The sequence below is a fragment of the Streptomyces sp. NPDC050439 genome, assembly GCF_040655335.1.
Lineage (GTDB): Bacteria > Actinomycetota > Actinomycetes > Streptomycetales > Streptomycetaceae > Streptomyces.
This window is the reverse complement of the sequence record NZ_JBFAJT010000012.1, coordinates 14,243-30,863: the sequence shown is the minus strand read 5'-3', so window position 1 is coordinate 30,863 and position 16,621 is coordinate 14,243. Positions and strand designations below refer to the sequence as shown.

Sequence of the window (16,621 nt, the reverse complement as noted above, 5' to 3'; positions counted from 1 at the left end):
AGGGATTGACGACAAAGTGCTCGACGTCAACTTCTTCGACGAGCTGCGGATCGGCCTTGCCACCGCGGACGACATCCGACAGTGGTCCCACGGCGAGGTCAAGAAGCCGGAGACCATCAACTACCGCACGCTCAAGCCCGAAAAGGACGGACTCTTCTGCGAGAAGATCTTCGGTCCGACCCGGGACTGGGAGTGCTACTGCGGTAAGTACAAGCGTGTCCGCTTCAAGGGCATCATCTGCGAGCGCTGCGGCGTCGAGGTCACTCGCGCCAAGGTGCGTCGTGAGCGGATGGGCCACATTGAGCTGGCCGCCCCTGTCACGCACATCTGGTACTTCAAGGGCGTTCCGTCGCGCCTCGGCTACCTGCTTGATCTCGCCCCGAAGGACCTCGAGAAGGTCATCTACTTCGCGGCGTACATGATCACGTTCGTGGACGAGGAGCGCCGTACGCGTGACCTGCCCTCCCTGGAGGCGCACGTCTCCGTGGAGCGTCAGCAGGTCGAGAACCGTCGCGACTCCGACCTGGAGGCCCGCGCCAAGAAGCTCGAGACCGACCTGGCCGAGCTTGAGGCCGAGGGCGCCAAGGCCGACGTACGCCGCAAGGTGCGCGAAGGTGCCGAGCGTGAGATGAAGCAGCTGCGTGACCGTGCGCAGCGCGAGATCGACCGTCTCGACGAGGTCTGGAACCGCTTCAAGAACCTCAAGGTCCAGGACCTGGAGGGTGACGAGCTGCTCTACCGCGAGCTGCGTGACCGCTTCGGCACGTACTTCGACGGTTCGATGGGTGCCGCTGCACTGCAGAAGCGCCTTGAGTCGTTCGACCTGGATGAGGAAGCCGAGCGGCTTCGCGAGATCATCCGTACCGGCAAGGGCCAGAAGAAGACCCGTGCGCTCAAGCGCCTCAAGGTCGTCTCCGCGTTCCTGCAGACCAGCAACAGCCCCAAGGGCATGGTGCTCGACTGCGTGCCGGTCATCCCGCCGGACCTGCGTCCGATGGTGCAGCTGGACGGTGGCCGCTTCGCGACCTCCGACCTGAACGACCTGTACCGCCGCGTGATCAACCGCAACAACCGCCTGAAGCGCCTTCTCGACCTCGGTGCGCCCGAGATCATCGTGAACAACGAGAAGCGCATGCTCCAGGAGGCCGTGGACGCCCTCTTCGACAACGGTCGTCGTGGTCGCCCGGTCACCGGTCCCGGCAACCGCCCGCTGAAGTCCCTGAGCGACATGCTCAAGGGCAAGCAGGGTCGTTTCCGTCAGAACCTTCTCGGCAAGCGTGTGGACTACTCCGCGCGTTCCGTGATCGTCGTCGGCCCGCAGCTGAAGCTGCACCAGTGTGGTCTGCCGAAGGCCATGGCGCTGGAGCTCTTCAAGCCGTTCGTGATGAAGCGCCTGGTTGACCTCAACCACGCGCAGAACATCAAGTCGGCCAAGCGCATGGTCGAGCGCGGCCGCACGGTCGTGTACGACGTCCTGGAAGAGGTCATCGCTGAGCACCCGGTTCTCCTGAACCGTGCGCCCACGCTGCACCGCCTCGGCATCCAGGCCTTCGAGCCGCAGCTGGTCGAAGGCAAGGCCATTCAGATCCACCCGCTCGTCTGCACCGCGTTCAACGCGGACTTCGACGGTGACCAGATGGCCGTGCACCTGCCGCTCTCCGCGGAGGCGCAGGCCGAGGCCCGCATCCTGATGCTGTCCTCGAACAACATCCTGAAGCCGGCTGACGGCCGTCCCGTCACCATGCCGACCCAGGACATGGTTCTCGGTCTCTTCTTCCTCACGACGGACGAGGAAGAGCGCAAGGTCATCGGTGAGGGCCGTTCGTTCGGTTCCTCCGCCGAGGCGACCATGGCGTTCGACGCCAAGGAGCTCTCGCTCCAGGCGAAGGTCGACATCCGCTTCCCGGTGGGCACCATCCCGCCGCGCGGCTGGACCCCGCCGGCCGTCGAAGAGGGCGAGCAGGAGTACCAGCAGGGCGACAGCTTCCGGCTGCGTACGACCCTGGGCCGCGCGCTCTTCAACGAGCTGCTGCCCGAGGACTACCCGTTCGTCGACTACTCGGTGGGCAAGAAGCAGCTCTCCGAGATCGTCAACGACCTGGCCGAGCGCTACCCCAAGGTCATCGTGGCGGCGACGCTCGACAACCTGAAGGCGGCGGGCTTCTTCTGGGCGACCCGTTCCGGTGTCACCGTGGCCATCTCCGACGTCGTGGTCCCCGAGGCCAAGAAGGCGATCGTCGCGGGCTACGAGGCGCAGGACGAGAAGGTCCAGAAGCAGTACGAGCGCGGTCTGATCACCAAGGACGAGCGCACGCAGGAGCTCATCGCGATCTGGACCAAGGCGACCAACGAGGTTGCCGAGGCGATGAACGCGAACTTCCCCAAGACGAACCCCATCTTCATGATGGTTGACTCGGGTGCCCGAGGAAACATGATGCAGATGCGTCAGATCGCCGGTATGCGTGGTCTGGTGTCGAACGCGAAGAACGAGACGATCCCGCGCCCGATCAAGGCATCGTTCCGTGAGGGCCTCTCGGTCCTCGAGTACTTCATCTCCACGCACGGTGCCCGTAAGGGTCTGGCGGACACGGCTCTCCGTACCGCTGACTCCGGTTACCTCACCCGTCGTCTGGTCGACGTCTCTCAGGACGTCATCATTCGCGAGGAGGACTGTGGCACCGAGCGCGGTCTGAAGCTCAAGATCGCGGTCAAGGGCGAGGACGGTGTGCTCCGCAAGACGGAGAACGTCGAGACCTCGGTGTACGCCCGCATGCTGGCCGAGGACGTCGTCATCGACGGCAAGGTCATCGCGCCGGCCAACGTCGACCTCGGTGACGTCCTGATCGACGCCCTGGTCGCCAACGGCGTCGAGGAGGTCAAGACCCGTTCGGTCCTGACCTGTGAGTCCGCGGTCGGCACCTGTGCCTTCTGCTACGGCCGTTCGCTCGCCACCGGCAAGCTGGTCGACATCGGTGAGGCGGTCGGCATCATCGCCGCCCAGTCCATCGGTGAGCCCGGCACGCAGCTGACGATGCGTACCTTCCACACCGGTGGTGTGGCCGGTGACGACATCACCCAGGGTCTGCCCCGTGTCGTCGAGCTCTTCGAGGCTCGTACGCCCAAGGGTGTCGCCCCGATCTCGGAGGCGGCCGGCCGCATCCGTATCGAGGAGACCGAGAAGACCAAGAAGATTGTCGTCACGCCGGACGACGGCAGCGACGAGACTCCCTTCCCGATCTCGAAGCGCGCCAAGGTCCTCGTGCGTGAGGGTGACCACGTCGAGGTGGGCCAGAAGCTCACCTTCGGTGCCACCAACCCGCACGACGTGCTGCGGATCCTCGGTCAGCGCGCGGTCCAGGTCCACCTGGTCGGCGAAGTCCAGAAGGTCTACAACAGCCAGGGCGTGTCGATCCACGACAAGCACATCGAGATCATCATCCGGCAGATGCTGCGCCGCGTGACGATCATCGAGTCCGGCGACGCGGAGCTGCTGCCGGGCGAGCTCGTCGAGCGCTCGAAGTTCGAGACCGAGAACCGTCGTGTCGTGACGGAGGGTGGCCACCCGGCCTCCGGCCGTCCGCAGCTGATGGGTATCACCAAGGCCTCGCTGGCAACGGAGTCGTGGCTGTCCGCGGCCTCCTTCCAGGAGACGACCAGGGTCCTGACGGACGCGGCGATCAACGCCAAGTCCGACTCCCTGATCGGCCTCAAGGAGAACGTCATCATCGGTAAGCTCATCCCGGCCGGTACGGGTCTCTCCCGCTACCGCAACATCCGGGTGGAGCCGACCGAAGAGGCCAAGGCCGCGATGTACTCGGCAGTCGGCTACGACGACATCGACTACTCGCCCTTCGGGACGGGCTCGGGTCAGGCTGTACCGCTGGAGGACTACGACTACGGGCCTTACAACCAGTAGGCGTGACGAGCCAGTTGGCTTGAGTTGAACTGATGGGCGGTCATCCCTTTGGGGGTGGCCGCCCCTCGGTGTTTCAGCGCCCGGCGTGCAGTCCTTCCTGGAGGTGGTGCAGCCGGGTGTGCAGATCGGGGTGCGAGGAGAGCAGCCGGCCTATCAGACCGGGTGTCCCGCGCGGTGCGCCCAGGGCCGCCGCTTTGGCGCGCTCGGTGTCCTGGCCCGCCTGTTCCTTGCGCAGCACCGTCATGAGCTGGGGCGCGAAGCCGAGGGCAGCCGCGTGCTGATCGGCCCGGAGCTCGGAGCGCCGGGCGACCGCTGCGACCAGGTAGGGCGTGACGAGGGGCAGGAGCACCAGGCCGTACGTGGTGATCGCGACGGCAAGTACTGCGGCTCCGGTCAGAGCGACCACAACGGCCCGCGCTCCAAAGGAGAGGCGGTCGACGAAGGAAGCGAGCCGGAGCAGGCCGCGCCAGGTCAACCGTCCCGGCAGCGCGTACCAGTAGCTGAGCAGCGACGCCCATGCGTGGCCTCTGGTGTGGTGACCGAGTTCATGCGCGAGTACGCCGCCGAGCTGGGCGGACGGCAGGGTGTTCAGCGAGTGGCTCGTGACGCCGACGATGTGTCCGGCGGCTGCCATGGCGTTGACGCCGTCGCTGTCCTCCACCCACAGCTGATAGGCGTCACCGTCCACTCCGGCACGTGCCGTCACCTCACGCCAGACCGGCTCGAACCGCCGGCGCTCTTGGGGGGTCGGATGCCGGAGGCCGAAGAGGTGGCGGGCCAGGACGCGTTCGCTGGGGCGGTGGAAGACGAAGGCCCCGCTCAGGGTCCAGGCGCCGAACAAGGTCCACCAGGGGAGGCCGAGGAGGGCGTCGACGACGTACGACACGAGGAAGACGACGGACGCGCTCATCGCCACATGGGGGAGGTGCAGCAGCAGGCTGCCGAGGGTGAGGGCGTCGGCGCGGCGCTGGCGGGCCGTGAGGTGCACGCGTCCTTCGCGGGGAACGAGGTCGTCCGGGTCGGGCTGGTCGTGGGGTATCTCGGGTTCGGGAGGCGGGGACATGGTTCTCCTTCCGGGGAGCGATTCAGGTGATGAGCAGCGATCCGGGAAGCAGCAGTGCGGCGCAGCCGAAGGCGATGAGACCCGCCCGTATCCACAGGTGTTTGCGCGACACGATGCGGCTGGTCACGGCGAGGGTGGTGAGCAGACCGCGGTCGGGATGCCGCCCGGTCTCGGTCAGAGCGGTGCCGAGCTGGCCGGCCCGTGCGGCCCGCTGTACGTCACCGAAGTAGGTGAGCGGTTGACCTGACCTCCAGTGGCTTCTGCGGTATCGGGGAACCACGGCGAGAAGCAGGGAGAACAGCGCGACGGCGAGGAAGGCCACCCCCGTCCACCAGAGGGCGGTAGCGGGGGCCGACAGCAGGGACGGGCTCCAGCCCCGGCCCGCCAGGAGGCCGCCGAGCAGCCCGGCCGACATGCTGAGCGTTCCGGCCAGCACGGTGGCCTTGGCGTCGGCGCGGCTGATCTCGGTCCGGAGGTCGTCGAGCAGCTCTGCGCCGGCCCGGGACCCGGGGCCGCCGGTGAGGGTCATTCGGGGCGCCCCGGCTTCTCGGCTTCTGGTTGGGGCGGCAACTCCGGGTAGGGATACTCGGGTTCGTCTCGTGGTGGGTCCGTCGGCTTCAAGATCTCGGTCATGCGCTCGGCGATGAGCCGGTGGGGCTCTTCCAGCTGGTAGTCCTCCAGGCCTTTGCTCTCCAGGACTTGGTCGATCAGATGCAGTTGGGTCTTCACTAGCTCCGCCTGGTCGGCACGGAGGTGCTCCAGGACCAGCGAGGTGTCCTCGCGGTGTTCGGCAAGGTGCAGGGACAGGGCGCCGATGCCGCCCTTGGCCAGCTGGCTCTCGTAGAACTTGATCTTCTCGGTCATGAGTTGCCGGTCCTGCTGGTCGCGGAGCACCGCCACCTCGTGCTCGGGTGCGGCCGCCTCCTTCTCGTGCAGGGCCGTCCGCAGCCGGTCCTGATGGGCACGTTCGGAGGCGTCACGCCGCAGCCGTATGGAGCAGGAGACCCACAGACCCTCGCGTTCGCCGATTCCGGCACCCCTTTCCACCGCCCGCTGTACGGCCTGCTCCGCCGCGGCACTTTCGCCGATGTCGTGGCTGCGGCTCGCGCCGCGCATCAGACGCAGGAGCTCACGGGTGAGGAGAGCGGGGACGTCGCGCTCCTGGCTGGTCACAAAGCGCACCGGGTCGCCTACGCGCCAGGTGACGTCCGCGACGGCCTCGAACTCGAAGCTGTCCACCGTGCTGGGGAGGGGGACACGCACCGAGAAGGAGTGCGGGTCCGTGTTCACCTCGTACAGCGCGACGTACCGCCTGAGGGAGGTGGGGCGAGCAGGCGGGGGAAAGGTCTCGTAACCGCCTTTGCGTGTCACGAGGACCAAGGTGTTGTCGATGCGGCCGGTGTAGCGACCGCCGCCCAGTCGGAGGCGCGGCAGCTGCCACACGGTGATCACGGGGTCGGTGCGCCGCGAGTGGGTCGTGGAGTGCTCGGGCCGCTGTTGCAGCCAGTCGGGCTGATCGGGCTGGTCGGGCTGTACGTGGGTGTCTTCCATGTTCCGTCTCCTCGGCGAGGGGTCAGGCGGCGGACAGCGCCGAAAGCAGCCGTGTGCTCGCATCCGGTATGCGGCCGTCGGCGCCGCGTGCCGTGCGCAACAGGTGACCGATGCGCTGGCGGTCGGCGGGTGAGGTGGCGAGCGCGGGCAGCAAGACGGCGAGCGCCGCTTCGGACGCTGGGTCCCGGTCGGCGATGCGCACCCAGTCGCGCAGCACGCTCAGGGCCCCTGAGGTGTGGGCGCGGTCGTTGAGCGCGGCGTGCCAGAAGGTGAGCAGGTGCTCCTCGTCCCCCGGGGTGTCCTCGGCTGCCGCGCGGGCGTACCAGCCGAGGACCAGGGGGCGGTCGCTGTCCTCCTCCAGTTGCTCGCAGGCGTGGAGGAAGGCGAGCAGAGCGTGATCGCGGACCGAGTGATCGTCGCGAATGTGTTCGGCGAGGCGAGCGAGGACCGGCCCTTCCACCGCGAGGAGCAGCAGCTCCAAGGCGTCCGTGAGCTGCAACGCCTCTTCCTGCTCGCCCGCCTCTTCCTCCTCGTCCCACTGCTGCTGACCGGCGACGTCCAGCAAGGATTGGAGGGCTTCCTCGTGGAGCACAGGGCCCAGCAGCCCGTAAGCGCGAATGGCCGTCCAGCGTCGGCTCTCGTTGTCGCCGGTGCACCAGCCATGCAGGATCTGGGGGACGGTGGGCACTTTCAGGAGTACGGCCAAGGTGAGGGCGTTCGCCGCGTTCAGCCAGGCGCCGTGGCTGTTCGCGTCGGCCCAGGGTTCGATGAGCAAGGCCAGCGAGGACGGCAGATCCGCCGCTGCCAGCAGCGCAGCCGCCGCGGCGGCACGGGTACGCACGAGGGGGCGGCCGTCACCGGCGAGCTGATTGATCCATGCGACCAGGGCGGGGCGGGCCGAGGGGTGGAGATTCCACACCTCGTGGAGCAGGAGCCGCGCGATGTCCCGGTCCCGGAATCCGGCGACGAACTGCTCGACCGCGCCCCACTCGGTGACCTCCTTGCCCATGTGGCCCTCGGCCCGGGCCAGTTGGAGACGGTCAGCCCGTGTGCTGCCGAAGACGGGGACACGGGGTGGCTCGTCGGGGTCCTCGATCCTCTGCAGCAGTGCGAAGAGCCGGTCGCCGAGCTCGGCCGTCACCGCGTACGAGGATCCGTCGAAGACGGCGAGCGAGATGAGGAACGCCTTGTCGAGCAGCGGGGGTTTCTCGCCGGTCAGCCACTGGGTGACCTGGGCGGCGACATCGGCCTGTCCGTGGGCGACCAGTTCCTGTTCGCTGGTCTCCCCGCGGTGCAGGGCGACGAGCCGCTGCGCGAACCGGGCGATCTCATCCGGTCGGTGCTCCCGGTCGAGGAACTCCCGCACCGGCGCCAGTTGGAACAGGTCCGCCCACGCCACTGCTCCCACGGACCGGGTGACATGGGAGCACAGCATGTCTTGTACCGGCGGGGGCTCCCAGCGCACGGATGGTACGTCGCCGAGCGCCGCCGATGGCTCGATCGTGATCACCAGATGGCCGCCGGCGCGCTCCAACTGCTCACGCATGCTCCGCAGATGCAGCTCTCGCAGGGGACGGCTTCTGCTGGTCGCCAGATTGCACAGGACGTATCCGGCGGCGCCGTCCAGATGGTCGCGTAATGCCGCGGGGGAGGTGCCCGGTTCGAGGTCGCGCATCCGCTCGACGCCCAGCTGGAGCAGCAGCATCATCGCTGCGGAGCGACGGCCCGTCGCGTGGCCCCCGGACAGGACCACGACGCGTTCGGCACGCAGCCGGGCAAGCGCTTCGTCGAAGCTGGGACAGCGCTGGAACACGGCCGCGAGCGCCTCGATCTCGGCCCGGGGGATGGGCCCGGACGTCGGACCGCCGAGAGTGTCGGAGGGGGCGCCGAACTGGTAGATCACGTTGCCCTGCACGTGGCCGCCGCTGACTCCGTACTGGTCCCGCTTGACCAGGCTGGAGACGAAAGAAGGGGCGTGTTCGATCAGGTCCCGGCGAGCGGCCCAGGCCTTCTGGCGCTGTTCCTGTGCGTCGGGCGTCTCGTCCTGCTTCTGGTCGCCGCCCTCGGCGGTCGCCTCGGCCGCGGCCGTGCCTTCTGCCTCGTCCTGGCTCATCGGCCGTCCCCTCCGCCGAAGCGGTAGTGGACGTCGCCCTGGACGTGGGTGTTGCCGCCGTACTGGTCGCGTCCGACGTGAGTGGTGTTGTGCTGCGCTCCCGGCGTGGCCTCTTGCGGCGCTGTGTCCTTGTACGCGGGGGAGGGCGCGGCGCTGTCGGCCGCATCGTGCACCCAAGCGATGGTCGGCCCCTCTTTCGCCTCCACTGTGATCCGCCGGAACTGCTCCGGACGTACACCCAGGGGCCCGTGTCGTACCACCCCCTGGAACACGCCGTCGGACACGCACAGCACGCTGTCCTCCTGGCGTTGCCGCAGCGCTTCGCGCAGGGGGGTCGCGTCCAGCAGCCGGCAGGCGTGATTGAGATCCGAGCCGACCCAGCCGTTGAGTTCGTCCACGGCGACGTGGCCCGTGGAGAGGACGATGCGCAGACGCATCTGGGCGCTCTTCGAGGCCACGCGGTTCTTGTTGCGCAGCAGTGCGGGGGTCTCGGCCAGCAGGCTTTTCAGCAGCACGGATACCGGGACGTTGGCGTCGATGAGTTCCATGACGGAGTCGCCGCGGTCCGCACGCAGCCGGGCGGTCTCGTCGATTCCCGCGGCCGTGAGGGTCTGGTCGGCGACGTCGTACAACAGACGTCGCAAGAAGGCCTGCTCCACGTCATCGCGCTTGCCGAACTGCTCGATGTCGAAGAGCAGGATGGTGCGGTTCACAGTGGCGGTCATGTCTGCCTTTCGCCGAATCGGTCCGTTGACCAGCACGATGGCGGGCCCGGGCGAGGCGGCAGAGGGCGGATGACGCGGACGAAGTATGACCACGTGCACAGAGTGACGTTGGGTCACCAAAGATTTACAGGCTGCTCGCACTTCTGCTGGTCCCGGCTATGCGGCGCAGGATGTCGGGGCGCACGACGACGATGCGACGGCGTCTCGTGACGACGACCTGCCGGTCGCGCAATTCCCTCAGTAGCCGGGCGACCGCCTCGCGCGATGATCCGACCGAGCCCGCGAACTCCTGCTGGCTGAGCGGGACGGTGAGCTCGATGCCCTCCTCGGTCCGCGTGCCATGGGTGCGTACGAGGTCGAGCAGGAGGACCGCGAGCCGTTCGCGCACCGAGAGCGCAGCCCATTCCAGTCGGCGGCGGTCGGTCGAGCGCTGTCGGTCGGTGGCCAGGCCGAGAAGCTTGAGCGCCACCTGAGGGCTGTCGGCAAGGAATCTGGTGAAGCGGCCCTGGTCGATGGCGGCCGCCTCCGCCTGTTCGAGAGCCGTCACGGTGGCCGAACGGCCGCGGCCGCTGAGCGCGGCACCCTCACCGATGATGTCGCCGGGACCTCGCAGGGCGAGGAGCGCCTCGTATCCGTTGGCCGCGGTGGCCGTGACCTTGGTCCAGCCCTGCAGGAGCAGCAGTACGTGGGTGGACGGTTCGTCCTGGCGCATGATGACGCTGCGGGCGGGATAATTGAGTGGCCGGCCGATGGCAAGCAGAGCGGTGCGGTCGTCCCTCTCCAGCCGCGCCAGAAAGGGCACCCGGTCGTCCAGGCCGCCGTCGTCCCACGCGTGCGCTTGCCCCCCGGCCATCCCGCTGCCCCCGTGTTCACGTGCGCCGATGCCTTCGATCTCGCAACCAGTCAACGTACTCGAGGCGGTCGTGGGGCGAACGGGCGACAATCAGCCCCGGTGGCCGAGTCCGATCAGACCGGAGCCGAAAAGCCCGGCGTGTCGCCCCCCACCGCATTTGTTTTGACCAGACTCGATGAGGTAGGTACGCTCAGACCTTGTGCCTGGGGTGTGCCTGGGCTCGCGCGCGTGTCTTCAGCCGCATTGCGAGTCCGAGAACGGCCACCGTAAATCTGCGCCCCTCCTCGCCTTGCGGCGGGAGTCTGCAGGATTCGACACACCCGACCGCGTGGGTCGGTGACGTTCCAGGTTAGCTTTACCATTCGGCACACAGAAACCGGAGAAGTAGTGCCTACGATCCAGCAGCTGGTCCGGAAGGGCCGGCAGGACAAGGTCGAGAAGAACAAGACGCCCGCACTCGAGGGTTCGCCCCAGCGCCGTGGCGTCTGCACGCGTGTGTTCACGACCACCCCGAAGAAGCCGAACTCGGCCCTGCGTAAGGTCGCGCGTGTGCGTCTGACCAGCGGGATCGAAGTCACCGCTTACATTCCGGGTGAGGGACACAACCTGCAGGAGCACTCCATCGTGCTCGTGCGTGGTGGCCGTGTGAAGGACCTGCCTGGTGTTCGTTACAAGATCATCCGCGGCTCCCTTGACACCCAGGGTGTCAAGAACCGCAAGCAGGCCCGCAGCCGCTACGGCGCCAAGAAGGAGAAGTAAGAATGCCTCGTAAGGGCCCCGCCCCGAAGCGCCCGGTCATCATCGACCCGGTCTACGGTTCTCCTCTGGTGACCTCCCTCATCAACAAGGTGCTGCTGAACGGCAAGCGCTCCACCGCCGAGCGCATCGTGTACGGCGCCATGGAGGGCCTGCGCGAGAAGACCGGCAACGACCCGGTCATCACGCTCAAGCGCGCGCTCGAGAACATCAAGCCGACCCTCGAGGTCAAGTCCCGCCGCGTCGGCGGTGCGACCTACCAGGTCCCGATCGAGGTCAAGCCCGGTCGTGCCAACACGCTGGCCCTGCGCTGGCTGGTCGGTTACTCCCGCGCCCGTCGCGAGAAGACGATGACCGAGCGTCTCCTCAACGAGCTCCTCGACGCCTCCAACGGCCTTGGTGCCGCTGTGAAGAAGCGTGAGGACACCCACAAGATGGCCGAGTCCAACAAGGCCTTCGCGCACTACCGCTGGTAGTCGCTACCCACATCGAGACCGAGAGAAGACTGAGCCGATATGGCTACCACTTCACTTGACCTGGCCAAGGTGCGCAACATCGGCATCATGGCCCACATCGACGCGGGCAAGACGACGACCACCGAGCGGATCCTGTTCTACACCGGTGTGTCGTACAAGATCGGTGAGGTCCACGACGGCGCCGCCACGATGGACTGGATGGAGCAGGAGCAGGAGCGTGGCATCACGATCACCTCTGCTGCCACCACCTGTCACTGGCCGATGAACGACGTCGACCACACCATCAACATCATCGACACCCCGGGCCACGTCGACTTCACCGTCGAGGTAGAGCGTTCGCTCCGTGTGCTCGACGGTGCCGTGACGGTGTTCGACGGCGTCGCCGGTGTTGAGCCCCAGTCCGAGACCGTGTGGCGTCAGGCGGACCGCTACGGCGTCCCGCGCATCTGCTTCGTCAACAAGCTCGACCGTACGGGTGCCGAGTTCCACCGCTGCGTCGACATGATCGTCGACCGCCTCGGTGCGACCCCGATCGTCATGCAGCTGCCCATCGGCGCAGAGGCTGACTTCAAGGGTGTCGTCGACCTCGTCACGATGAAGGCCTTCGTCTGGTCCGCAGAGACCAAGATGGGCGAGGCGTACGACATCGTCGACATCCCCTCGACGCACACCGAGGCCGCTGATGAGTGGCGCGGGAAGCTCCTCGAGGCTGTCGCCGAGAACGACGAGCAGATGATGGAGCTGTACCTCGAGGGCCAGGAGCCCACCGAGGACCAGCTGTACGACGCGATCCGTCGCATCACCATCGCCTCCGGCAAGGGCGGCGACACCACCGTCACCCCCGTGTTCTGCGGCACCGCGTTCAAGAACAAGGGCGTCCAGCCCCTGCTCGACGCGGTCGTGCGTTACCTGCCTTCGCCCCTGGACGTCGAGGCCATCGAGGGCCACGACGTCAAGGACCCCGAGGTCGTCGTCAAGCGCAAGCCTTCGGACGAGGAGCCGCTTTCGGCTCTCGCGTTCAAGATCGCGAGCGACCCGCACCTCGGCAAGCTCACCTTCGTCCGGATCTACTCCGGTCGCCTGCAGGCCGGCACCGCGGTGCTGAACTCGGTCAAGGGCAAGAAGGAGCGCATCGGCAAGATCTACCGGATGCACGCGAACAAGCGTGAGGAGATCGAGTCGGTGGGCGCCGGCGACATCGTCGCCGTCATGGGCCTGAAGCAGACCACCACCGGTGAGACGCTGTGTGACGACAAGAAGCCGGTCATCCTGGAGTCCATGGACTTCCCGGCGCCGGTCATTCAGGTCGCCATCGAGCCCAAGTCCAAGGGTGACCAGGAGAAGCTGGGTGTAGCCATCCAGCGTCTCTCGGAGGAGGACCCCTCCTTCCAGGTCCACTCGGACGAGGAGACCGGCCAGACCATCATCGGTGGTATGGGCGAGCTTCACCTCGAGGTGCTCGTCGACCGCATGAAGCGCGAATTCCGCGTCGAGGCGAACGTCGGCAAGCCCCAGGTCGCGTACCGCGAGACGATCCGTCGGGCCGTCGAGCGCGTGGACTACACCCACAAGAAGCAGACCGGTGGTACCGGTCAGTTCGCCAAGGTGCAGATCGCGATCGAGCCCATCGAGGGCGGCGAGGCGTCGTACGAGTTCGTCAACAAGGTCACCGGTGGCCGTATCCCGCGGGAGTACATCCCGTCGGTCGACGCCGGTGCGCAGGAGGCCATGCAGTTCGGCATCCTGGCGGGCTACGAGATGACTGGTGTTCGCATCACGCTTCTCGACGGCGCCTACCACGAGGTCGACTCCTCCGAGCTCGCCTTCAAGATCGCCGGTTCGCAGGCGTTCAAGGAGGCCGCGCGTCAGGCCAAGCCCGTGCTGCTCGAGCCGATGATGGCCGTCGAGGTCACCACGCCCGAGGACTACATGGGTGATGTCATCGGTGACATCAACTCCCGTCGTGGCCAGATCCAGGCCATGGAGGAGCGCAGCGGCGCTCGCGTCGTGAAGGGCCTCGTGCCCCTCTCGGAGATGTTCGGCTACGTCGGAGACCTCCGCAGCAAGACGTCGGGTCGCGCAAGCTACTCAATGCAGTTCGACTCCTACGCCGAGGTTCCGCGGAACGTCGCCGAGGAGATCATCGCGAAGGCCAAGGGCGAGTAACTCACCCGAGTTGACGCTTTAGGCTTGACACCATCCGCCGGGGTTCGACCCCATAAGGCAAGAACCCCGGCGGCTGGCTTCCCAGCAAAGATCACCTGGCGCCGATGAAGCAAGGCGTACAGAACCACTCCGCAGGAGGATTCAGTGGCGAAGGCAAAGTTCGAGCGGACTAAGCCGCACGTCAACATCGGCACCATCGGTCACATTGACCACGGTAAGACGACCCTCACGGCCGCCATTACCAAGGTGCTGCACGACGCGTACCCGAACCTGAACGAGGCTTCGGCCTTCGACCAGATCGACAAGGCTCCCGAAGAGCGCCAGCGCGGTATCACGATCTCGATCGCGCACGTCGAGTACCAGACGGAGACGCGTCACTACGCGCACGTCGACTGCCCCGGGCACGCGGACTACATCAAGAACATGATCACGGGTGCCGCGCAGATGGACGGCGCGATCCTCGTGGTTGCCGCCACCGACGGCCCGATGCCGCAGACCAAGGAGCACGTGCTCCTGGCCCGCCAGGTCGGCGTTCCCTACATCGTCGTCGCCCTGAACAAGGCCGACATGGTGGACGACGAGGAGATCCTGGAGCTCGTCGAGCTCGAGGTCCGTGAGCTCCTCTCCGAGTACGAGTTCCCGGGCGACGACCTGCCGGTCGTCAAGGTCTCGGCGCTCAAGGCGCTCGAGGGCGACAAGGAGTGGGGTGAGTCCGTCCTCAACCTGATGAAGGCTGTCGACGAGTCCATCCCGGAGCCCGAGCGTGACGTCGACAAGCCGTTCCTGATGCCGATCGAGGACGTCTTCACGATCACCGGTCGTGGCACCGTCGTCACCGGTCGTATCGAGCGTGGCATCCTCAAGGTCAACGAGACCGTCGACATCATCGGCATCAAGACCGAGAAGACCACCACCACGGTCACCGGCATCGAGATGTTCCGCAAGCTGCTCGACGAGGGCCAGGCCGGTGAGAACGTCGGTCTGCTCCTCCGTGGCATCAAGCGCGAGGACGTCGAGCGCGGCCAGGTCATCATCAAGCCCGGTTCGGTCACGCCGCACACCGAGTTCGAGGCCCAGGCCTACATCCTGTCGAAGGACGAGGGTGGCCGTCACACCCCCTTCTTCAACAACTACCGCCCGCAGTTCTACTTCCGCACCACGGACGTGACCGGCGTCGTGACCCTCCCCGAGGGCACCGAGATGGTCATGCCGGGCGACAACACTGAGATGACCGTTGAGCTCATCCAGCCCGTCGCGATGGAAGAGGGCCTGAAGTTCGCCATCCGTGAGGGTGGCCGGACCGTCGGCGCCGGCCAGGTCACCAAGATCAACAAGTAAGCATCTCGCTTGCGCGTTGATCGGGGAGACCCGGTTGCTCTGAACTGAGCGCATCGCAGCAACAGGAGGGCCCGTACGACTTCGGTCGTGCGGGCCCTCTTGCGTTGCTGCGCGGTGTGACGGTCAGGCCGCTCCGGGTGGGCCGTGTCGCGGGCCGTGAGGAGCAGGTGAGGGCCGTCGTGGCGCAGCCCGTGGCACCCGGAACGCGGGGGAGGGGGTCCCGGTGCCAGGCCGGTGTGGGGTGGCTCACGCTTTCGGTCCGGTGAGAGTGGCTCCGAGGGGCCCCGGGTTTGACCTACGTCACCTACGGGGTACGCTGCCCAGCTTCGATTGGCCAGGCCGATGCCCCGTATGGCAGACTGTCGGGGTTGCTCGGTTGAGTGCCGATGCTGCGCGCCTCCCGCCGGGAGGACCGGAAGCGAGTCCCACAGTACTCGTCGCCCCATCTGCCGTAAGGCAGCGCTGGAGCGGACGTACGGGAATCTTCTGGGAAGCGTGGGCGCGGGATTCAGCCAGGCGCCCGGTGGGTGTCTTCCCCCGGCCAGCGGTCTTTGGGCCGCGATCCCACAGCAGTGGATTTCCTTCGGGAGATTTCGTTAGTGAGATTGCGACACGCCCGACCGCGTGGGTCGGTCAGAAGATGGAACGGAACACCGGGTACCAGAGCTTTTCGAGAGACAGGACTACCAAGTAGCCATGGCGGGACAGAAGATCCGCATCCGGCTCAAGGCCTACGACCACGAGGTCATCGACTCTTCGGCGAAGAAGATCGTCGAGACGGTGACTCGCACTGGTGCGTCGGTCGCAGGCCCGGTGCCGCTGCCCACTGAGAAGAACGTGTACTGCGTCATCAAGTCGCCGCACAAGTACAAGGACTCGCGCGAGCACTTCGAGATGCGCACGCACAAGCGCCTGATCGACATCCTCGACCCGACGCCCAAGACCGTTGACTCGTTGATGCGCCTGGACCTTCCGGCCGGCGTCGACATCGAGATCAAGCTCTGAGAGGCGCGGACAGATGACTAAGCAGATCAAGGGCGTCCTGGGCGAGAAGCTCGGCATGACCCAGGTCTGGGACGAGAACAACCGTGTCGTCCCGGTCACCGTCGTCAAGGCCGGGCCCTGCGTCGTTACCCAGGTCCGTACGAATGACTCCGACGGCTACGAGTCGGTCCAGATCGCCTTCGGCGAGATCGACCCTCGCAAGGTGAACAAGCCCCTCAAGGGTCACTTCGCCAAGGCCGACGTGACCCCCCGCCGCCACCTGGTGGAGATCCGCACCCCCGGTGCCAGCGAGTACACGCTGGGCCAGGAGGTGACTGCCGAGGTGTTCGAGTCCGGCGTCAAGGTTGACGTCACGGGCAAGAGCAAGGGCAAGGGCTTCGCCGGTGTCATGAAGCGTCACAACTTCAAGGGACTCGGCGCCGGTCACGGCACCCAGCGCAAGCACCGCTCTCCCGGTTCCATCGGTGGCTGTGCCACCCCGGGCCGTGTGTTCAAGGGCCTCCGCATGGCGGGCCGTATGGGCAACGAGCGGGTCACCACCCAGAACCTGACCGTTCACGCCGTTGACGCGGAGAAGGGCCTGCTCCTCATCAAGGGCGCAGTTCCCGGTCCGAACGGCGGCCTCGTCCTGGTCCGTACCGCGGCCAAGGGGGCTTGAG

Annotated in this window: 13 protein-coding genes; 7 read left to right on the top strand and 6 right to left on the bottom strand. The window is 66.7% G+C overall.

The window, feature by feature from the left end:
* Positions 1–16 precede the first annotated feature (16 nt).
* On the top strand, positions 17–3,916 hold the full coding sequence (locus AB0I66_RS38335) for a DNA-directed RNA polymerase subunit beta' (protein WP_361837202.1): 3,900 nt from the start codon (positions 17–19) through the stop codon (positions 3,914–3,916).
* 73 nt (positions 3,917–3,989) lie between these two features.
* On the opposite strand, the gene AB0I66_RS38330 is transcribed toward AB0I66_RS38335, so the two are convergent.
* The 6 genes from AB0I66_RS38330 to AB0I66_RS38305 form a co-directional block, all read right to left on the bottom strand.
* A complete protein-coding gene (locus AB0I66_RS38330) occupies positions 3,990–4,979 on the bottom strand; it encodes a M48 family metalloprotease (protein WP_363212693.1) in 990 nt (329 codons plus the stop codon).
* Between the two features lie 22 nt (positions 4,980–5,001).
* Positions 5,002–5,508, bottom strand: a complete 507-nt coding sequence (locus AB0I66_RS38325; protein ID WP_363212692.1) for a Pycsar system effector family protein — start codon at positions 5,506–5,508, stop codon at positions 5,002–5,004.
* Positions 5,505–6,530, bottom strand: coding sequence for a hypothetical protein (locus AB0I66_RS38320; RefSeq protein ID WP_363212691.1), 1,026 nt, complete (start codon positions 6,528–6,530; stop codon positions 5,505–5,507). Before AB0I66_RS38320 ends, AB0I66_RS38325 begins: the two co-directional genes overlap by 4 nt.
* A gap of 22 nt (positions 6,531–6,552) precedes the next feature.
* On the bottom strand, positions 6,553–8,643 hold the full coding sequence (locus AB0I66_RS38315) for a hypothetical protein (protein ID WP_363212690.1): 2,091 nt from the start codon (positions 8,641–8,643) through the stop codon (positions 6,553–6,555).
* Positions 8,640–9,368 carry a hypothetical protein gene (locus tag AB0I66_RS38310; protein WP_363212689.1) on the bottom strand — a complete coding sequence of 243 codons (729 nt, stop codon included), beginning with the start codon at positions 9,366–9,368 and terminating at the stop codon, positions 8,640–8,642. Before AB0I66_RS38310 ends, AB0I66_RS38315 begins: the two co-directional genes overlap by 4 nt.
* Positions 9,369–9,492: 124 nt before the next feature.
* Complete coding sequence (locus AB0I66_RS38305) at positions 9,493–10,221, bottom strand: Crp/Fnr family transcriptional regulator (RefSeq protein ID WP_363212688.1); 729 nt, start codon at positions 10,219–10,221, stop codon at positions 9,493–9,495.
* Positions 10,222–10,608: 387 nt separating this feature from the next.
* On the opposite strand from AB0I66_RS38305, the gene rpsL reads away from it, so the two are divergent.
* The 6 genes from rpsL to rplC all read left to right on the top strand — a co-directional run bounded on the left by rpsL (position 10,609) and on the right by rplC (position 16,620).
* Positions 10,609–10,980: a 30S ribosomal protein S12 gene (gene rpsL, locus AB0I66_RS38300; protein WP_003948652.1), complete on the top strand. Its 372-nt coding sequence runs from the start codon at positions 10,609–10,611 to the stop codon at positions 10,978–10,980.
* 2 nt (positions 10,981–10,982) lie between these two features.
* Entirely contained in the window at positions 10,983–11,453 is a 471-nt protein-coding gene (gene rpsG / locus AB0I66_RS38295) for a 30S ribosomal protein S7 (RefSeq protein WP_003974303.1), read from the top strand.
* 39 nt (positions 11,454–11,492) lie between these two features.
* Positions 11,493–13,619 carry an elongation factor G gene (fusA, locus tag AB0I66_RS38290; protein WP_363212687.1) on the top strand — a complete coding sequence of 709 codons (2,127 nt, stop codon included), beginning with the start codon at positions 11,493–11,495 and terminating at the stop codon, positions 13,617–13,619.
* Positions 13,620–13,763: 144 nt separating this feature from the next.
* Entirely contained in the window at positions 13,764–14,957 is a 1,194-nt protein-coding gene (gene tuf, locus AB0I66_RS38285) for an elongation factor Tu (RefSeq protein ID WP_363212686.1), read from the top strand.
* Between the two features lie 696 nt (positions 14,958–15,653).
* On the top strand, positions 15,654–15,962 hold the full coding sequence (rpsJ, locus tag AB0I66_RS38280) for a 30S ribosomal protein S10 (protein ID WP_003948644.1): 309 nt from the start codon (positions 15,654–15,656) through the stop codon (positions 15,960–15,962).
* A gap of 13 nt (positions 15,963–15,975) precedes the next feature.
* On the top strand, positions 15,976–16,620 hold the full coding sequence (gene rplC, locus AB0I66_RS38275) for a 50S ribosomal protein L3 (RefSeq protein ID WP_363212685.1): 645 nt from the start codon (positions 15,976–15,978) through the stop codon (positions 16,618–16,620).
* The last annotated feature ends 1 nt before the right edge of the window (position 16,621 follow it).